This window comes from Cognatundibacterium aquatile (assembly GCF_014699135.1).
Lineage (GTDB): Bacteria > Pseudomonadota > Gammaproteobacteria > Burkholderiales > Burkholderiaceae_D > Undibacterium > Undibacterium aquatile.
The window spans coordinates 140,633-156,138 of sequence record NZ_JACOFT010000003.1; the positions used below are offsets into that span (position 1 = coordinate 140,633).

At 51.2% G+C, this 15,506-nt stretch carries 16 protein-coding genes; 13 read left to right on the forward strand and 3 right to left on the reverse strand.

From position 1 onward, the window contains the following. Positions 1 to 10: 10 nt before the first annotated feature. Both recN and H8K26_RS09175 read right to left on the reverse strand, forming a co-directional pair. Complete coding sequence (gene recN / locus H8K26_RS09170; protein ID WP_190479020.1) at positions 11 to 1,657, reverse strand: DNA repair protein RecN; 1,647 nt, start codon at positions 1,655 to 1,657, stop codon at positions 11 to 13. A gap of 154 nt (positions 1,658 to 1,811) precedes the next feature. Beyond that, positions 1,812 to 2,705 (reverse strand): NAD kinase, encoded by an 894-nt coding sequence (locus H8K26_RS09175; protein ID WP_190479022.1) that lies wholly within the window; start codon positions 2,703 to 2,705, stop codon positions 1,812 to 1,814. Positions 2,706 to 2,779: 74 nt separating this feature from the next. Here H8K26_RS09175 and H8K26_RS09180 point away from each other — a divergent pair, with 74 nt between their 5' ends. Genes H8K26_RS09180 through H8K26_RS09190 form a run of 3 tightly spaced genes read left to right on the forward strand, consistent with a single transcriptional unit; the run spans position 2,780 to position 4,926 of the window. Then, a complete protein-coding gene (locus H8K26_RS09180; RefSeq protein ID WP_190479023.1) occupies positions 2,780 to 3,466 on the forward strand; it encodes an HAD family hydrolase in 687 nt (228 codons plus the stop codon). 44 nt (positions 3,467 to 3,510) lie between these two features. Beyond that, on the forward strand, positions 3,511 to 4,530 hold the full coding sequence (gene hrcA, locus H8K26_RS09185) for a heat-inducible transcriptional repressor HrcA (protein WP_190479025.1): 1,020 nt from the start codon (positions 3,511 to 3,513) through the stop codon (positions 4,528 to 4,530). Positions 4,531 to 4,542: 12 nt separating this feature from the next. Next, positions 4,543 to 4,926: a response regulator gene (locus H8K26_RS09190; RefSeq protein WP_186882858.1), complete on the forward strand. Its 384-nt coding sequence runs from the start codon at positions 4,543 to 4,545 to the stop codon at positions 4,924 to 4,926. 64 nt (positions 4,927 to 4,990) lie between these two features. Here H8K26_RS09190 and fur read toward each other — a convergent pair whose 3' ends face one another. Continuing rightward, positions 4,991 to 5,419: a ferric iron uptake transcriptional regulator gene (fur, locus tag H8K26_RS09195; protein WP_186882859.1), complete on the reverse strand. Its 429-nt coding sequence runs from the start codon at positions 5,417 to 5,419 to the stop codon at positions 4,991 to 4,993. Between the two features lie 130 nt (positions 5,420 to 5,549). Between fur and H8K26_RS09200 the strand changes: the two genes are divergently transcribed. The 10 genes from H8K26_RS09200 (at position 5,550) to H8K26_RS09245 (ending at position 15,459) form a co-directional block, all read left to right on the forward strand. After that, positions 5,550 to 6,035 carry an outer membrane protein assembly factor BamE gene (locus H8K26_RS09200; protein ID WP_186882860.1) on the forward strand — a complete coding sequence of 162 codons (486 nt, stop codon included), beginning with the start codon at positions 5,550 to 5,552 and terminating at the stop codon, positions 6,033 to 6,035. Positions 6,036 to 6,046: 11 nt separating this feature from the next. After that, positions 6,047 to 6,859 carry a 4-hydroxy-tetrahydrodipicolinate reductase gene (gene dapB, locus H8K26_RS09205; RefSeq protein ID WP_190479027.1) on the forward strand — a complete coding sequence of 271 codons (813 nt, stop codon included), beginning with the start codon at positions 6,047 to 6,049 and terminating at the stop codon, positions 6,857 to 6,859. A gap of 12 nt (positions 6,860 to 6,871) precedes the next feature. Next, entirely contained in the window at positions 6,872 to 7,558 is a 687-nt protein-coding gene (locus H8K26_RS09210; RefSeq protein WP_190479029.1) for a MotA/TolQ/ExbB proton channel family protein, read from the forward strand. Between the two features lie 2 nt (positions 7,559 to 7,560). Next, positions 7,561 to 8,007: an ExbD/TolR family protein gene (locus H8K26_RS09215; RefSeq protein ID WP_190479031.1), complete on the forward strand. Its 447-nt coding sequence runs from the start codon at positions 7,561 to 7,563 to the stop codon at positions 8,005 to 8,007. A gap of 86 nt (positions 8,008 to 8,093) precedes the next feature. Then, positions 8,094 to 10,721, forward strand: a complete 2,628-nt coding sequence (leuS, locus tag H8K26_RS09220; protein ID WP_190479032.1) for a leucine--tRNA ligase — start codon at positions 8,094 to 8,096, stop codon at positions 10,719 to 10,721. Between the two features lie 23 nt (positions 10,722 to 10,744). Then, positions 10,745 to 11,254, forward strand: a complete 510-nt coding sequence (locus tag H8K26_RS09225) for an LPS-assembly lipoprotein LptE (RefSeq protein ID WP_190479034.1) — start codon at positions 10,745 to 10,747, stop codon at positions 11,252 to 11,254. Beyond that, positions 11,255 to 12,274 carry a DNA polymerase III subunit delta gene (holA, locus tag H8K26_RS09230; RefSeq protein WP_190479037.1) on the forward strand — a complete coding sequence of 340 codons (1,020 nt, stop codon included), beginning with the start codon at positions 11,255 to 11,257 and terminating at the stop codon, positions 12,272 to 12,274. Positions 12,275 to 12,410: 136 nt separating this feature from the next. Beyond that, positions 12,411 to 13,679, forward strand: coding sequence for a glutamate-5-semialdehyde dehydrogenase (locus H8K26_RS09235; RefSeq protein WP_190479039.1), 1,269 nt, complete (start codon positions 12,411 to 12,413; stop codon positions 13,677 to 13,679). Positions 13,680 to 13,720: 41 nt separating this feature from the next. Continuing rightward, the gene (locus H8K26_RS09240; protein WP_190479041.1) at positions 13,721 to 14,143 is read left to right on the forward strand and encodes a CopD family protein; all 423 of its coding nucleotides are present in this window, start codon (positions 13,721 to 13,723) and stop codon (positions 14,141 to 14,143) included. A 113-nt stretch (positions 14,144 to 14,256) separates the two neighbouring features. Then, positions 14,257 to 15,459, forward strand: coding sequence for a THUMP domain-containing class I SAM-dependent RNA methyltransferase (locus tag H8K26_RS09245; protein ID WP_223826936.1), 1,203 nt, complete (start codon positions 14,257 to 14,259; stop codon positions 15,457 to 15,459). Positions 15,460 to 15,506: the final 47 nt, after the last annotated feature.

Sequence of the window (15,506 nt, forward strand, 5' to 3'; positions counted from 1 at the left end):
ATTTATTTTTTTAAGAGGCCAGTAATTCTCTGGCGTGTTTACGAGTGGTTGCGGTGATTTCTATGCCACCCAGCATGCGGGCGATTTCTTCGACGCGTTGCTTGTTATCAAGCACGTCGATATGAGAGATGGTTTTGCCGTTGTGATTCGTTTTGCTGACCTGAAAATGCTGATTCGCCTGACTCGCCACTTGCGGTAAATGGGTGACGCACAATACCTGACGGTCTTGTCCCAGACGTTTCAGTAAGCGTCCGACTACTTCTGCAACACCGCCACCAATACCGCTGTCGACTTCGTCGAAAATCAAGGTAGGTGTTGCCGTCGCACCTGAAGTGATGACGGAAATGGCTAAGGAGATGCGCGCCAGCTCGCCACCAGACGCCACTTTTGCCAGCGGACGGGCTTGCACTCCGGCATGACCAGCGACTAAAAATTCAATCTGCTCGATACCGTATGCAGCAGCCTCACATGGATTCAGACTGATGGCAAAACTGCCACCGGCCATGCTTAATTCCTGCATCGCTGCCGTTACCGCGACACTCAGTGTTTTTGCTGTTTTTTCGCGCGCTTTGCTCAGTTGTTGTGCGGCTTGCAGATAATGCTGATACGCTTTTTCTTCCTGCAAGCGAAGCGCATCCATATCACTGGCATCGGACAACTGTTTTAATTGCTCAGATAAAGTTGCAAATTCCTGATGTAAATATTCAGGAGCGACGTGAAAGCGACGCGCAGTGGTATGTATGGTTTCGACGCGTTGTTCGACTTCACGTAAGCGTGCCGGATCGAGCTCGGTGCGATTCAGATAATCGTTCAGCGCATAAGTTGTTTCCTGCAAATTGATGCAGGCAGATTCCAGCGCTTCGGTGACTGGTTTCAGCGCGGCATCGTAATCCAGCAGCTTGAGTAATTTTTGTTGTACTGCAGTCAATTGCGATAGCACTGGATGTTCTGAATCAGAAATCAGTGCTGCCGCTTCTTGCGCGCCATCAAGCAGGCTTGCTGCATGTGCCAGACGGCTGTGTTCCTGACTGATGTTTTCCCATTCGCCTGCTTTGATTTGCAATTTGTCGAGTTCACCTACCTGCCATTCAAGACGCTCGCGCTCTTGCAAGACATTCTTGGCGTTGGTTTCAAATTCTTCGCGCTGCCGGCTCAGATTACGCCAGGCTTTGTAACGCGTTGCAACTTCTGCGGCGTTCTCTTGTAAGCCGCCTTGCATATCCAGCAGCGAGCGTTGTGCATCCGCTTTGAGTAAAGACTGATGCGCGTGTTGCCCATGGATATCGACCAGCAGATCACCCAGTTCGCGTAATTGCGTCGCGGTGGCTGTGATGCCGTTGATCCAGGCTTTCGAGCGTCCAGCATTATCGATCGTGCGGCGCAGAATCAACTGTTGCTCAGGATCGCTGAATTCATTTTCCAGCAGCCATTGCTGGACACTATCCGAGATCGAAAATTCGGCAGAGATATCTGCTTTTGCGGCAGATTCGCGCACCATGCTCGCATCGCCACGCCCGCCTAACGCCAGTGTCAGTGCATCGATCAGTATCGACTTACCTGCGCCGGTTTCACCCGTCAGGACACTGAAGCCGGATGAAAATTCCAGTTCAAGAACATCAACAATGACAAAATCACGAATGGCAAGCGTGCGCAGCATAGGAGCAGGAGTAGTTAAAAATAAAAAAACGAAATAAAAAAACGAAATGAAAAAAGGAAAAAATTCAGACTGGATTAGCAAAGCTATTTTAGCAATAAGTAACCCTATAAGCAGCGTCTCGCATCCCCCAAATTCAGCGGAGAGCCGTTTGCCATTAATTCAGCGCACCTTCCACGGTAGGGTATTCGTTCCAGTGCAGTTTTTCCCGCAGCGTATGGTAATAATTCCAGTCCTGAGGATGCAGGAAAGTCACCGTGTGGTTGGAACGTTTGACGACGATGCGATCCTGACGCAACAGGCTGGCAAAGGTTTGCATGTCAAAGTTGACGCTGATGTCGCGTCCAGCAACGATTTCGATCACGATTTCGCTGCTTTCCGGCAGCACGATAGGGCGATTCGATAAAGCATGCGGTGCGATCGGCACCATGACGATGCCGCTCAGGCTGGGGTGCAGCAGCGGCCCGCCTGCTGAGAGAGAATACGCAGTGGAGCCAGTCGGGGTGGAGACAATCAACCCATCCGAGCGCTGGTTATACATGAAATGAGAATCGACTTCGACACTGAGCTCGACCATGCCGGAACCGGTCCCACGAGACACTACAATGTCGTTAAAGGCGAGACCGCTGAAGATCTGATGTCCTTCACGGACAACGATAGCCTGCAACAGGCTGCGCCGTTCAGAGACGTATTTACCTTCCAGCATCTCAGCAATCACCGGAATCATACGATCAAGCGGGATATCTGTAATGAAACCGAGTCGCCCCTGATTAATGCCTATCAGCGGGATATGGTATTGCGCCAGTTGCCGGGCGATACCGAGCATCGTACCGTCGCCGCCGACCACAATCGCGGCATTTGCATGTTTTCCTATGTCTGCGACTGACATGGCCTGAAACCCCGGTAATTCTATGTATTGCGCCGTTTCAGCTTCGACTACAACCGTATTGCCTGCGCGGTCAAGAAAGCTGGCGAGTTCACTCATTGATTCTGCTATACCGGGAGCATTAAATTTACCAACAAGTGCAATCGTTTTTGAAGGGACAGTCATAAAAAAAGAGTGGTGACGTGATTCGTCAGATTAGACCATAATTAGCGTAGAAATGAATCAACTGACTGCTATTTATGACAATTAAAGCTGTATTACTGGATTTAGACGATACCTTGTGGCCGGTTGCGCCGGTGATTCAACATGCGGAAGCGAGCTTGTATCAGTGGATGCAGGAACATGTGCCAGCAGTGGCAGCGAATTATTCCGTCGAATCAATGCGGCAACGTCGCAATAAGCTGGTACCAACCGATCCCCGTTTTCAATACGACCTGTGGGTTTTGCGACATACCTTGCTTAGCCAGATATTCGCAGAACATGATGTGCCTGTCGCGAAGGCCGATCAGGCCATGGCGGTATTTGCCGATGCCCGCAATAAGGTGAGTTTGTATGATGATGTCGTTCCGGCGCTAAAGGTATTGTCGCAGCGGGTTCTGTTGGGCTCGGTCTCAAATGGCTTTGCTGATCTGCGTGAAATTGGTCTTGCTTCACATTTCCGTACATCGATTGCGGCACGTGAGTTTGGTTGCGCAAAACCTGATCCGCGCATATTTCTCGCCGCCTGTGACGCGTTGGGCGTAGCGCCGCACGAAGCCTTATATGTCGGCGATGATTTATTGCTCGACGTGCAAGGCGCGCAACAGGCAGGATTGCGTGGGGCATGGATGAACCGGCATAGTCTGGAGATCAAGGATGAGCGCCATCAACATATTCAGCCTGATGCAGAATTTAAAAATTTACATGATTTGACAAAATGGTTATGAAGTTTTCTATGTTCATGTTTGCTTCAGTCGCATAAAATGAACAGATGCTACTAGACACTCGCGCTCAAACTCTTTTAAAAGCCCTCGTAGAACGCTACATCGCCGACGGTCAGCCTGTAGGTTCGCGTGCTCTCTCAAAAATTTCCGGCCTTGATCTGTCGCCGGCGACGATCCGTAATGTGATGGCTGATCTGGAGGAGATGGGTTTGGTTGCCAGCCCGCATACGTCGGCTGGCCGCGTTCCCACTCCCAAAGGTTATCGCGTATTTGTTGATAAATTACTGACGGTGCAGGAAATCAGTGAACTGGGGCTGGAATCCCGGCTGCAATCGGGTTTGTTATCTCAACCCCCGCAAAAAATTATTGCGAATGCCGCACAGATATTATCCTCGTTGTCGCAATTTGCCGGTGTTGTTATGACGCCGAAAACCGAATCAATTTTTCAGCAGGTCGAATTCCTGCGTCTGTCGGAAAAACGCATTTTGCTGGTAGTTGTGGCACCGACCGGAGAAGTGCATAACCGCTTGCTCCTGACGGATATTGATTACACCCCGGCGCAGTTGTCGCAGGCAGCTAATTATCTGAATCAGAATTTCAGCGGACATGCTTTTGAAGATGCGCGCCTCGGTATTAATAACGAATTACGGCAGTTGCAAACAGATATGACCAGTCTGATGCAAGCCGCTGTCGAAGCGGGCAGTGATGCCTTGTCTGAGCAAAGTGATGAAATGGTTATTTCAGGAAAAACCAATTTGCTGAATGTGCAGGATTTATCCTCCAACATGACATCACTGCGTAAGCTGTTCGACATGTTCGAGCAAAAGAGCAGTCTGATGCAATTGCTGGATGTATCGTGTAAAGCGACGGGGGTGCAGATTTTTATCGGTGGGGAATCGCAGTTGTTGCCTATGGATGAGATGAGCGTTGTCACTGCGCCGTATGAGGTTAACGGTAAGATTGTCGGCACCCTGGGTGTGATCGGTCCGACGCGGATGGCGTATGAAAGAGTGATACCGATAGTCGATATTACGGCGAAATTACTTTCTAACGCCTTGAGTCAGTAAAAGAGACATGCGATGTTAAATAAAAATATTTCCATATTACTCATCGACGACAACGATATTACCCGCGAAGTGTTACGTGTCGTGTTGCGCAACGAGGGATACACGGTTGCAGGTGAGGCGACAGACGGTGGAACCGGGTTGGATATGGCGCTCAAACTACGGCCGGACGTGATTATGCTGGATGTGGTGATGCCCAAAGTCAGTGGTCTTGATGTGCTGCCAAAACTTAAAGATATGTTGCCTGATACCAGAATATTGCTGGTGACAGCGAGTCACGATAAGGACATTTTGTCGGAAGCGGTGAAATCAGGCATACATGGCATTATTCTGAAACCATTTAATGCGCAGAAAATTATCGATACCGTTGCTGGTGTCGCTGCAAAAATAAAAAAATAACCCAACGCACCCACGCATCCTGTTACAAGCGCTTCAATGCTCATTGGTATGAGCACGTTGATACTTAATTTTTGTGCTCGCAGTTCTCTTTCGTGCAACTACCGTAGATCGCGAGTGAATGTTCTGCGATTTTAAAGCCGCGCTCCAGAGCGATGGTATGCTGGCGCTGTTCAATTTCCGCATCAAAAAACTCTTCAACGCGACCGCAATCGAGGCAGACCAGATGATCATGGTGTGAGCCTTCGTTTAATTCAAAAATAGCTTTGCCAGTTTCAAAATGATTCCGGTGCAGCAGACCCGCCTGCTCAAATTGTGTCAGAACGCGGTAGACAGTTGCCAGACCGACATCCATATTTTCATTCAAAAGTATTTTATAGACGTCTTCTGCAGTCAGATGGCGAACCTTACTACTTTGGAAAATTTCGAGGATTTTCAGGCGTGGCAAGGTTGCTTTAAGTCCGCTGGCTTTCAGATTTGGAGTGCTGTTTGTCATGTTTTCGGTCAAAAGAGGGCTATCTGCTTTATGATATCGGGTTTTAGGGCATGTTGCTCAATTACTGAGGGTACCTATGCGATTGTTGTTTTCAAAATCTGTTCAAGGTAAAGCCATCCGGCTTGCAGGCATGACATTATTACTGGGCGTATCTGCTTGCGCATCGAAACCGCCAGTGGCGGACAAAGCTGTGTCAGCAACGGCCGGTACGCAAATATACGCACCGACAGGGGTGAGTAAATTCCTGGGCTATATTTCCCCATATCGTATTACCGTTCAGCAAGGTAACTTCGTTTCTCAGGAAATGATGGCGCAGATCAAAGAAGGGATGACGCGTGAGCAAGTCCGTTTTGTGCTCGGTACCGCTTTGTTGACCGATATGTTCCACGAAGACCGCTGGGATTATCCTTTCCGCCTGACTAAGCCGAATGGCGAGCAGGTAGTCAGTCAGGTCACCATTCATTTTAAAAACAATACGGTTTCTAAATTTGAAGGCGGTAGTCTGCCAACGGAAAAAGAATATCTGGCAAGGATTACCGAGTCGGCGCTGGGCTTAGATAAAGTTGAGTCGCTGAATGATCTCGACGGCACGCCGAAGAAAAAAGATAAAAAATAAAGAAAGCTGGTATGACTGCATTAAAAGTAGCGGTGGCGGGCGCTTCCGGCCGCATGGGGAAAATGCTGATTGAAGCTATCAGCAACGCAGACGACATGGTGCTGGCCGGTGCGTTGGATGTTGCCGGTTCCCCGGCAATAGGTACCGACGCTGGCGTATTTCTGGGCAAACCTGCCGGTGTGTTGATTGAGTCTGATCTGGCTAAGGCATTGGCCAACGCAGAATTTCTGATTGACTTCACACGTCCTGAAGGGACGTTGAAGCATCTCGACTACTGTGCAGCGCACGGCATCAAAATGATTGTCGGCACGACAGGTTTTGACGATGCCGGTAAAGCGGCAATCGCAGCAGCGGGCAAACAAACCGCGATTGTCTTTGCGCCGAACATGAGCGTTGGCGTTAATGTCACGCTGAAGTTACTGGAAATGGCAGCCAAGAGTTTCGCCGAAGGCTATGACATCGAAATCGTTGAAGCACATCACCGGCATAAAGTTGATGCGCCTTCCGGTACTGCGCTCAAAATGGGCGAGGTGATTGCGGATGCGTTGGGACGCGATCTGAAAGAAGTCGGCGTCTTTGCGCGCGAAGGTGTGACGGGCGAACGTGATCCGTCTTCGATTGGTTTTGCGACGATACGTGGTGGTGACATTGTCGGCGATCACACGGTGTTGTTCGCCGGTATCGGTGAGCGCGTAGAAATTTCGCATAAATCTTCCAGTCGGGTCACCTACGCGCACGGCAGTCTGCGGGCGGCACGTTTCCTGAATGATAAGGCGACCGGACTGTTCGATATGTACGACGTACTCGGGCTGAATAACCACTAACTTATCTATCGCATGAACGCTGCAATCGCGCATTACTGGGAGCAGGCAGATCAGTTCGGGCATGCCATCGCCTATCTTTTACTGCTGATGTCTCTGTTGAGCTGGGCGCTGATTTTTGCCAAAGTCTGGTCTTTTTGGCGTGTGCGTAAAGCAGCGCCGTTCTTGCCGAAATTCTGGCTCGCGCCGAGTATGGCCGATGCGCAGATGCTGTTACAACAGCGCGATAAAGAGCAGGTGTATCTGTCGTTGGCGGTAGCGGCGATGTCGGCAATGGATGCCGCTCAGCGTGCATCAACATTGAGTGCTGACAGCAGTCTGAATGACGCACTGACGCGTGCTTTGCGCCAGCAACTGCAGGTAACCACAAGTCGTCTCGAAAATGGCCTGACGGTGCTGGCCTCCGTTGGTTCCACTGCGCCGTTTGTTGGCTTGCTTGGTACGGTATGGGGCATTTATCATGCGCTGACGACGATATCGTCCGCAGGTACGATACAGATAGATCAGCTTGCCGGGCCGGTCGGTGAAGCGCTCATCATGACTGCCTTTGGTCTGATCGTCGCCATTCCTTCTGTGCTTGCTTACAATGTTTTTAATCGTTTCAATCGTATGACATTCGCTGAGCTTGATGGCTTCGCGCACGATCTGCATGCGCATTGCAGTCGCGACGGCGATCAGCAACATTCTGAAAAACAGGTGTAAGCATGGCGTTTGGTTCGTTTAATGACAAAGCCGGACGATCACAGATGCACAGCATGGCCGATATCAATGTCACTCCTATGGTGGATGTGATGCTGGTGTTGCTGGTGATTTTCATCATCGCCGCACCACTGATGACGCCGGCAATCAAACTGGATTTACCACAAGCTACGGCGAAGGCCAGTCAGCAACAGCCAGAATCGCTGCAAATTGCGATTGATGCCGCAGGCATCATTTATCTGCAGGGCGTTGCGACAGATCTGGCGGCGCTGGAGCCCCGTTTCCGGCAGGCAGCTTTGCAACAGCCGCAACCCGATCTGCAATTACGCGCCGACAAATCCACCCGTTACGACATGATTGCGCAACTGATGGCGGCGGCGCAGGTGCAGGGGTTGAACAAAATTGCGTTTGTGATGCAACCCGTGACGGAACCGGTCGCTGCCAAACCCTGATGCTCGCAAGCATTGCTCAATATCACCCCTGAACCAGTTATAATCTAAGGTTCTGAGTCATTTCCGCATCTACTTCTGGTCACGCCATGCAAGAAAAATACACGCCCTCCGACGTCGAGCAATCGGCGCAATCCCATTGGAAAAAAATCGACGCCTATAAGGCCGTAGAAAACAATCCACGTTTCCCTAAAGGCAAATACTACGCCTGCTCCATGCTGCCTTACCCTTCCGGCAAGCTGCACATGGGTCACGTGCGTAACTACACCATCAACGACATGCTGGCCCGCCAGCTGCGTATGAAGGGGTATAACGTGTTGATGCCGATGGGCTGGGATGCATTTGGTCTGCCCGCCGAAAATGCCGCGATTGCATATAAAAAATCACCGGCAGAATGGACTTACGCGAATATCGAAGACATGAAGTCGCAGATGGAACCGCTGGGGCTGGCATTCGACTGGTCACGTGAAGTAGCGACCTGCGATCCCGATTACTACCGTTGGAACCAGTGGCTGTTCCTGAAGATGCTGGAAAAAGGCATCGCCTACAAAAAAACTCAGGTCGTGAACTGGGACCCGATTGATCAGACCGTGCTGGCGAATGAGCAGGTGATTGATGGTCGCGGCTGGCGCTCTGGAGCGTTGGTGGAAAAACGTGAAATCCCCGGTTACTACTTCGGCATCACCCAATACGCCGAGGAATTGCTGAGCAGTATCGATACGCTCGATGGCTGGCCAGAACAAGTGCGCACCATGCAGCGTAACTGGATAGGCAAGAGCGAAGGCGTGCGCTTTGCATTCAGTCACGAGATCAAAGACGACACCGGCGCCTTGGTACAAGACGGCAAAATGTATGTCTTCACGACTCGTCCAGACACCATCATGGGCGTGACGTTCTGCGCCGTGGCGGCGGAGCATCCGCTGGCGACTGTCGCTGCAAAAAATAACGAAAAACTGGCAGCGTTCATCGAAGAATGCAAAGCCGGTGGTACGACGGAAGCCGAAATGGCGACCAAGGAAAAAGAAGGTCTGCCAACGGGCTTATTCGTCACGCATCCGCTGACCGGTGAGCAAGTCGAAGTCTGGGTCGGCAATTATGTGCTGATGACTTATGGCGACGGCGCTGTGATGGGCGTACCTGCACATGACGAACGCGATTTTGCGTTTGCCAAAAAATACGGCATTGCGATCAAACAAGTTGTGACTGTTGAAGGTGAGAGCTTTACCACTGACGCATGGGCTGACTGGTATGGCGACAAACAGAAATGCGTGACAGTCAATTCCGGCAAATACGACGGACTGAGCTATAAGGCAGCGGTAGATGCTGTCGCCGCTGATCTCGCAGCCAAAGGCGTCGGCGAGAAAAAAACCACCTGGCGCTTGCGCGACTGGGGCATTTCTCGTCAACGTTACTGGGGCACGCCGATTCCTATCATTCGTTGCGAATGCTGCGGTGATGTACCTGTGCCTTACGAAGATTTACCGGTGGTATTGCCAACCGAATGTATTCCTGATGGTTCCGGTAATCCGCTGAAAACGCATGCAGCGTTCCTGAATGTTCCTTGCCCTAAATGCGGCAAGCCAGCTCAGCGTGAAACCGACACCATGGATACTTTCGTCGATTCCAGCTGGTATTTCATGCGCTATACCTGCCCGGATGCGACGACGATGGTCGATGAACGCAATGATTACTGGATGGCGATGGATCAGTATATCGGCGGTGTTGAACATGCGGTATTGCATTTGCTGTACGCCCGTTTCTGGACCAAAGCGATGCGCGATATGGGTCTGGTCAAGATTGACGAGCCATTCAAGAATCTGTTCACGCAAGGCATGTTGCTGAACGAATCGTTCTACCGCGAAGATGCCAGCGGTAAGAAGACCTGGTTCTATCCGAATGAAATCGAAGTACAACACGACGACAAAGGCCGTCCGGTATCGGCGAGCCTGAAATCTGATGGTCAGCCAGTGCAAATGGGCGGCATAGAAAAAATGTCGAAATCCAAAAACAACGTGGTTGAACCAAAAGACATCATCACCCAGTTCGGTGCTGATACGGCACGTCTGTTCACGATGTTTGCAGGCCCACCGGATCAAAGTGCTGCCTGGAGCAGCAGCGGTGTCGAAGGTGCCTCGCGTTACCTGCGCCGCCTGTGGGCATCAGCATTGAAATTGTCTGCGACGATTGCCACTGGTGCGACAGCACCGGCGAATTACGCGGCGGATGTGAAAGTATTGCGCCGTGAAGTGCATCTGACATTGAAACAAATCGATGCCGATTATGATCGCCTGCAATACAACACTGTGGTTTCCGGTGCGATGAAGTTACTCAACACGATAGAGTCATTCAAATCGGAAGCCGAAGGTTCGGCCGCTGCATTGCGTGAAGCATTCAGCGTTTTGTTGCGCGGCCTGTATCCGGTTTGCCCGCACATCACGCATGCGCTGTGGCAGGAAATGGGCTTTGCTGCCGAGCTTGGCGAGCTGATCGATGCGCCATGGCCGCAAGTCGATGAAGCAGCACTGGTGCAGGATGAAATCGAACTGATGGTACAGGTGAACGGCAAACTACGCGGCAGCATCAAGGTCAGTAAAGATGCGGATAAAGCCACGATAGAAGCCACCGCGCTGGCCAGCGAAAGCGTGCAGCGTTTCATCGAAGGTGCGCCGAAGAAAATTATTGTTGTACCGGGTAAACTGGTCAATATCGTCGCTTAATTTTTGTTACAGGAGTCATCCGCATGCGTTCTGTTTTTTCACGTCAACTGACATGGCTGCTAGCGATAGCCATGCTGGTGAGTTTGTCTGCATGCGGTTTTGCCTTGCGTGGACCGGTCAGCTTTCCATTTAAAAGTATTTATATCGGCCTGTCTGATGGTTCATCGCTGGGCGGCGAGTTAAAACGTCAGATACGCGCGAACGGGCAGACGCAGATCACGGCTGAGGCGAAAGATGCGGAAGTAATACTGGATGTCCTCAGCGAAACCCGTGAAAAGCAAATTCTGTCCTTGAATAGCCAGGGCCGGGTACGTGAATACAATCTGCTGTATAACTTCCGTTTCCGTTTGCGTGATGCGGTCGGTAAAGAATATCTGGAGCCAGTGACGGTGCAACTGAAACGCACGATCACGTTCAATGAAGCACAGGTGTTGGCGAAAGAATCCGAAGAAGCCTTGCTGTACCGCGATATGCAAAGTGACCTGGTGCAGCAGATCATGCGCCGCCTGTCAGTTGTGAAGATGGATCAATAAATGCAGTTGCGCTTCGATGCCCTCGATGGCCATCTGGCGAAAACGCTGGCACCACTGTATGTGATCACCAGCGATGAGCATTTACTCGCGCTGGAAGCTGCGGACAAAGTCCGTCGCGCGGCCAAAGCGCAGGGCTTTTATGAGCGTGAAATTTTAACCGTCGAGCGCAGTTTCAAATGGGGTGCGCTGCTGGCAGCGAATCAGTCGCAGTCGCTGTTTGGCGATAAAAAACTGATCGATCTGCGCATTCCGACCGGCAAGCCCGGCAAGGATGGCGGACAAGCGCTGCAGGATTATGTGGCAAATCTGTCGCCGGATAATCTGACGCTGATTACCTTGCCCAAGCTCGATTGGGCAACGCAAAAAGCAGCCTGGGTCAGCAGTTTGCAACAAGCGGCGGTGTACATCGATATTCCACTGGTCGAGCGCAATCATTTGCCGAATTGGATCAGTCAGCGGCTCGCCTTGCAGCAACAAAGTGCGGACCGGCAAAGTCTGGATTTCATCGCCGATCGCGTCGAAGGCAATCTGCTTGCTGCGCATCAGGAAATACAAAAACTCGCTTTACTGCATCCGGCAGGCAAACTCAGCTTTGAACAAATTCACGACGCGGTGCTGAATGTTGCCCGTTATGATGTGTTCAAACTCAATGAAGCGATGCTGGCTGGCGATGTTGCCCGTTTATCGCGGATGCTGAACGGACTTAAAGGTGAAGGTGAAGCATTGCCGCTGGTGTTGTGGGCGATGGCGGAAGAAATCCGCACTTTACTGAAACTGAAATCCGGCATGCAACAAGGGCGACCGTTATCTGCCCTGCTGAAAGAATACAGAATTTGGGGACCCAGAGAAAAACTCATGGACCCGGCATTACGCAGAGTCAGTTTGCAGACCTTGCAAACAGCGCTGCAAGAAGCCTCGCAAGTCGATAAGATGGTCAAAGGTTTACGTGCCAAAGCATTTGCCGGCGACGCCTGGGATGCGCTGCTGCAGTTGGGATTAAAAGTCGCGACCGCCGCCTGAACTGCCGTCGCAGCACTGCCGGAAATGCCAAAAATCCCTGAAATTGGGGGAGTATCCTTAAAAACACACCTAATGTCCTTGTAAATAAAGGGCTTTAAAAAATACACGGGGGAGTATATAAAGCTCCCAAAATGACATGATGGACATCAAACATTACATGAACGATCTCGGCGCCCGCGCCCGCGCGGCATCGCGGGCGATGGCAAAAGCGGATACGGCGGCAAAAAATCTGGCGTTGAGTCTGATTGCTGCCGCGATCCGGCGCGACGCAGCTGCATTGCGCGCCGCCAACGAACTCGATCTCGCCGCTGCCCGCGCCAATGGCATGGAAGCCGCGATGCTCGATAGGCTGACTTTGTCAGAGAAAGCGATTGCCACGATGGCAGAAGGTCTGGAGCAAATCGTCAGCCTCGCTGATCCTATCGGTGAAATATCCAACATGAAGTATCGTCCGACCGGTATACAAGTCGGGCAGATGCGTGTGCCACTCGGTGTGATCGGCATCATTTACGAAGCGCGCCCGAATGTGACCGTTGATGCGGCAGGTCTGTGCATCAAGAGCGGCAATGCGACGATACTGCGCGGCGGCTCAGAAGCCATTCACTGCAATCAGGCATTGGCAAAACTGGTGAAAGAAGGGCTGGCGGGTGCTGGTTTGCCTGCTGATGCAGTGCAGATCGTAGAAACCACTGACCGCGCTGCGGTTGGCGAACTGATCACCATGCCGCAGTATGTTGACGTGATCGTGCCGCGTGGCGGCAAAGGTCTGATCGCCCGCCTGATGCAGGAAGCGACCGTGCCGATGATCAAGCATCTCGATGGTATCTGCCACGTCTATATCGACGATAAAGCCGATCTGCAAAAAGCGCTGGACGTTGCATTCAATGCCAAATGCCATCGTTACGGTACTTGCAATACGATGGAAACTTTACTGGTCGCAGAAAGAATTGCAGCGCAGGTATTGCCGCCGCTGGCAAAACTGTATGAGGCCAAACAAGTCGAATTGCGTTGCGACCCCGCAGCGACAGCGATTTTGGCGGGCTACCCTTATCTCGCGCAAGCCACCGAAGAAGACTGGAGCACAGAATATCTGGCGCCGGTGCTGGCGGTCAAAGTCGTCGCGGATATCGATGCGGCGATGACGCACATCAATGACTACTCGTCTAAGCATACCGAAGCGATCATCACCGAAGATTACAGCCGCGCGCTGCGTTTCCTGCGTGAGGTGGATTCGGCTTCTGTGATGGTGAATGCCTCAACCCGTTTTGCGGATGGTTTTGAATACGGGCTGGGGGCTGAAATCGGCATTTCCAATGACAAGCTGCATGCGCGTGGCCCGGTCGGACTGGAAGGTTTAACGTCGTTAAAATACGTCGTGTTTGGTCACGGCGAAGTTCGTCAGTAAATTGTTGAACGTCACTTTGTAAGCTATTTTGAAAGCAAATTATGCTCTGGATTAAAGCGCTGCACATTCTGTTTGTCACGTCATGGTTTGCTGGCTTGTTTTACCTGCCGCGCATACTGGTGAATCTGGCGATGGAAACCGACACCACCAGCACCGGACGCTTGTTGCTGATGGCTCGTAAGTTGTATCGCTTTTCCACGATGCTGATGGTGCCAGCGGTGTTGCTTGGTGGGTATTTGTGGCTGGGCTACGGCATCGGCAAAGGCCCCGGTAATGGCTGGTTGCATGCAAAATTATTGTGTGTGATTTTGCTGATTGGCTATCACCATGCCTGCGGCAGTTTGCTGAAAAAATTTGAAAAAGGTACGAATAAGCGCAGCCATGTCTGGTTCCGCTGGTTTAACGAAGTGCCGGTGATTTTATTGCTGATCGTCGTGATATTAGTTGTCGTCAAGCCTTTCTGATTGGCGACAAAAGGCAGTGCGTTGCTGAAGAAAAATCGCAGCGTGCTACTGTAGTGAGGGGGGAGCCATGCTCACCCTGTATTTTTTGAATTACAACGGATAAAAGGTTCCCCATGACACGTCATTCCTATTTTTGTCCATGCCCGCGCGGCATGGAAATCGCTCTCGCTGAAGAGTTGAACGAAATCGCTGCGATGGATAAAACCATGGCGGTGCATAATCAAGTGCCGGGTGGTGTGCATTGTTCCGGCAGTTTGCAGGACGGCTGGCGCATCAATTTGCATTCCCGTATTGCTTCACGCGTGCTGATGCGTATGGCGCATGCGAGTTACTCGAATGAAAACGATATTTACGATCTGGTGTTAGCGCAGGCGTGGGAAGACTGGTTCGGCTATCACCACACGATACGCGTCGACGTCACGGCAGTGAAATCACCGGTCAAGAGTCTGGAATTCATCACACTGAAAATCAAAGATGCGATTTGTGACCGTTTCCGTGATCAGTTTACCCAGCGTCCTTCGGTCGATACGAAAACACCGGATATGCGTATCGTCGGTTTTCTCGATGCGCATAATTTCACGATTTATCTCGATACTTCTGGTGAACCTTTGTTTAAGCGCGGCTGGCGTATGGAAACCGGTGACGCACCTTTGCGTGAAAATCTGGCCGCAGGTTTGTTGCGTACGGCGGGCTGGAAACCGGGCGTGCCTTTGTTCGATCCTATGTGCGGTTCCGGCACGATACTGATTGAAGCCGCACAAATTTTGGCGGGAATTCCACCGGGATTAAAACGCGAATTTGGCTTTGAAAAATTTCATCAGTTTGATGCTGATGCGTGGGCTGCTATCAAAGCCGCCGCGAAGCCAAATCCTTTGCCCGCTGAACCGACGATTTTCGGCAGCGATATTTCCGGCGATATGGTCGTCATGACGCGCAATAATCTGAATAAAGCGGGCATCCGTTTTGAAGTGCCGCTGAAACAGATCGAAGCGCAGGAAATCAAGGCACCGACAACGCAGCCAGGCATATTGCTGACTAATCCACCGTATGGCGAACGTATCGGCGTGCGTGGCGACAGCTCGCTGGAAACCGACGATCTGGCAAAAGAATTTTTCAGTGCCTTCAGCACCACCTTGAAACAACGTTTTGCCGGCTGGAGCGTCTTTTTATTCACTGCCGATCTGACTGTGCCGAAGATGCTGCGTTTAAAAGAATCGCGCAAAACTCCGTTCTTTAATGGTGCGCTGGAATGCCGCTTATTTCGCTTTGATATGGTTGCCGGTTTCAACCGTCGCGAGGAAGCCAAACCAAAATAACAAAGATGAAATCAAAATAATTCATCTGAATAAAACAGCCGGGTCAA

What these genes read in the sequence shown, in the direction of transcription:
- recN (WP_190479020.1), bottom strand. Translation starts at nt 1,657, where the DNA reads ATGCTGCGCACGCTTGCCATTCGTGATTTTGTCATTGTTGATGTTCTT.
- H8K26_RS09175 (WP_190479022.1), bottom strand. Translation starts at nt 2,705, where the DNA reads ATGACTGTCCCTTCAAAAACGATTGCACTTGTTGGTAAATTTAATGCT.
- H8K26_RS09180 (WP_190479023.1), top strand. Translation starts at nt 2,780, where the DNA reads ATGACAATTAAAGCTGTATTACTGGATTTAGACGATACCTTGTGGCCG.
- hrcA (WP_190479025.1), top strand. Translation starts at nt 3,511, where the DNA reads ATGCTACTAGACACTCGCGCTCAAACTCTTTTAAAAGCCCTCGTAGAA.
- H8K26_RS09190 (WP_186882858.1), top strand. Translation starts at nt 4,543, where the DNA reads ATGTTAAATAAAAATATTTCCATATTACTCATCGACGACAACGATATT.
- fur (WP_186882859.1), bottom strand. Translation starts at nt 5,419, where the DNA reads ATGACAAACAGCACTCCAAATCTGAAAGCCAGCGGACTTAAAGCAACC.
- H8K26_RS09200 (WP_186882860.1), top strand. Translation starts at nt 5,550, where the DNA reads ATGACATTATTACTGGGCGTATCTGCTTGCGCATCGAAACCGCCAGTG.
- dapB (WP_190479027.1), top strand. Translation starts at nt 6,047, where the DNA reads ATGACTGCATTAAAAGTAGCGGTGGCGGGCGCTTCCGGCCGCATGGGG.
- H8K26_RS09210 (WP_190479029.1), top strand. Translation starts at nt 6,872, where the DNA reads ATGAACGCTGCAATCGCGCATTACTGGGAGCAGGCAGATCAGTTCGGG.
- H8K26_RS09215 (WP_190479031.1), top strand. Translation starts at nt 7,561, where the DNA reads ATGGCGTTTGGTTCGTTTAATGACAAAGCCGGACGATCACAGATGCAC.
- leuS (WP_190479032.1), top strand. Translation starts at nt 8,094, where the DNA reads ATGCAAGAAAAATACACGCCCTCCGACGTCGAGCAATCGGCGCAATCC.
- H8K26_RS09225 (WP_190479034.1), top strand. Translation starts at nt 10,745, where the DNA reads ATGCGTTCTGTTTTTTCACGTCAACTGACATGGCTGCTAGCGATAGCC.
- holA (WP_190479037.1), top strand. Translation starts at nt 11,255, where the DNA reads ATGCAGTTGCGCTTCGATGCCCTCGATGGCCATCTGGCGAAAACGCTG.
- H8K26_RS09235 (WP_190479039.1), top strand. Translation starts at nt 12,411, where the DNA reads ATGATGGACATCAAACATTACATGAACGATCTCGGCGCCCGCGCCCGC.
- H8K26_RS09240 (WP_190479041.1), top strand. Translation starts at nt 13,721, where the DNA reads ATGCTCTGGATTAAAGCGCTGCACATTCTGTTTGTCACGTCATGGTTT.
- H8K26_RS09245 (WP_223826936.1), top strand. Translation starts at nt 14,257, where the DNA reads ATGACACGTCATTCCTATTTTTGTCCATGCCCGCGCGGCATGGAAATC.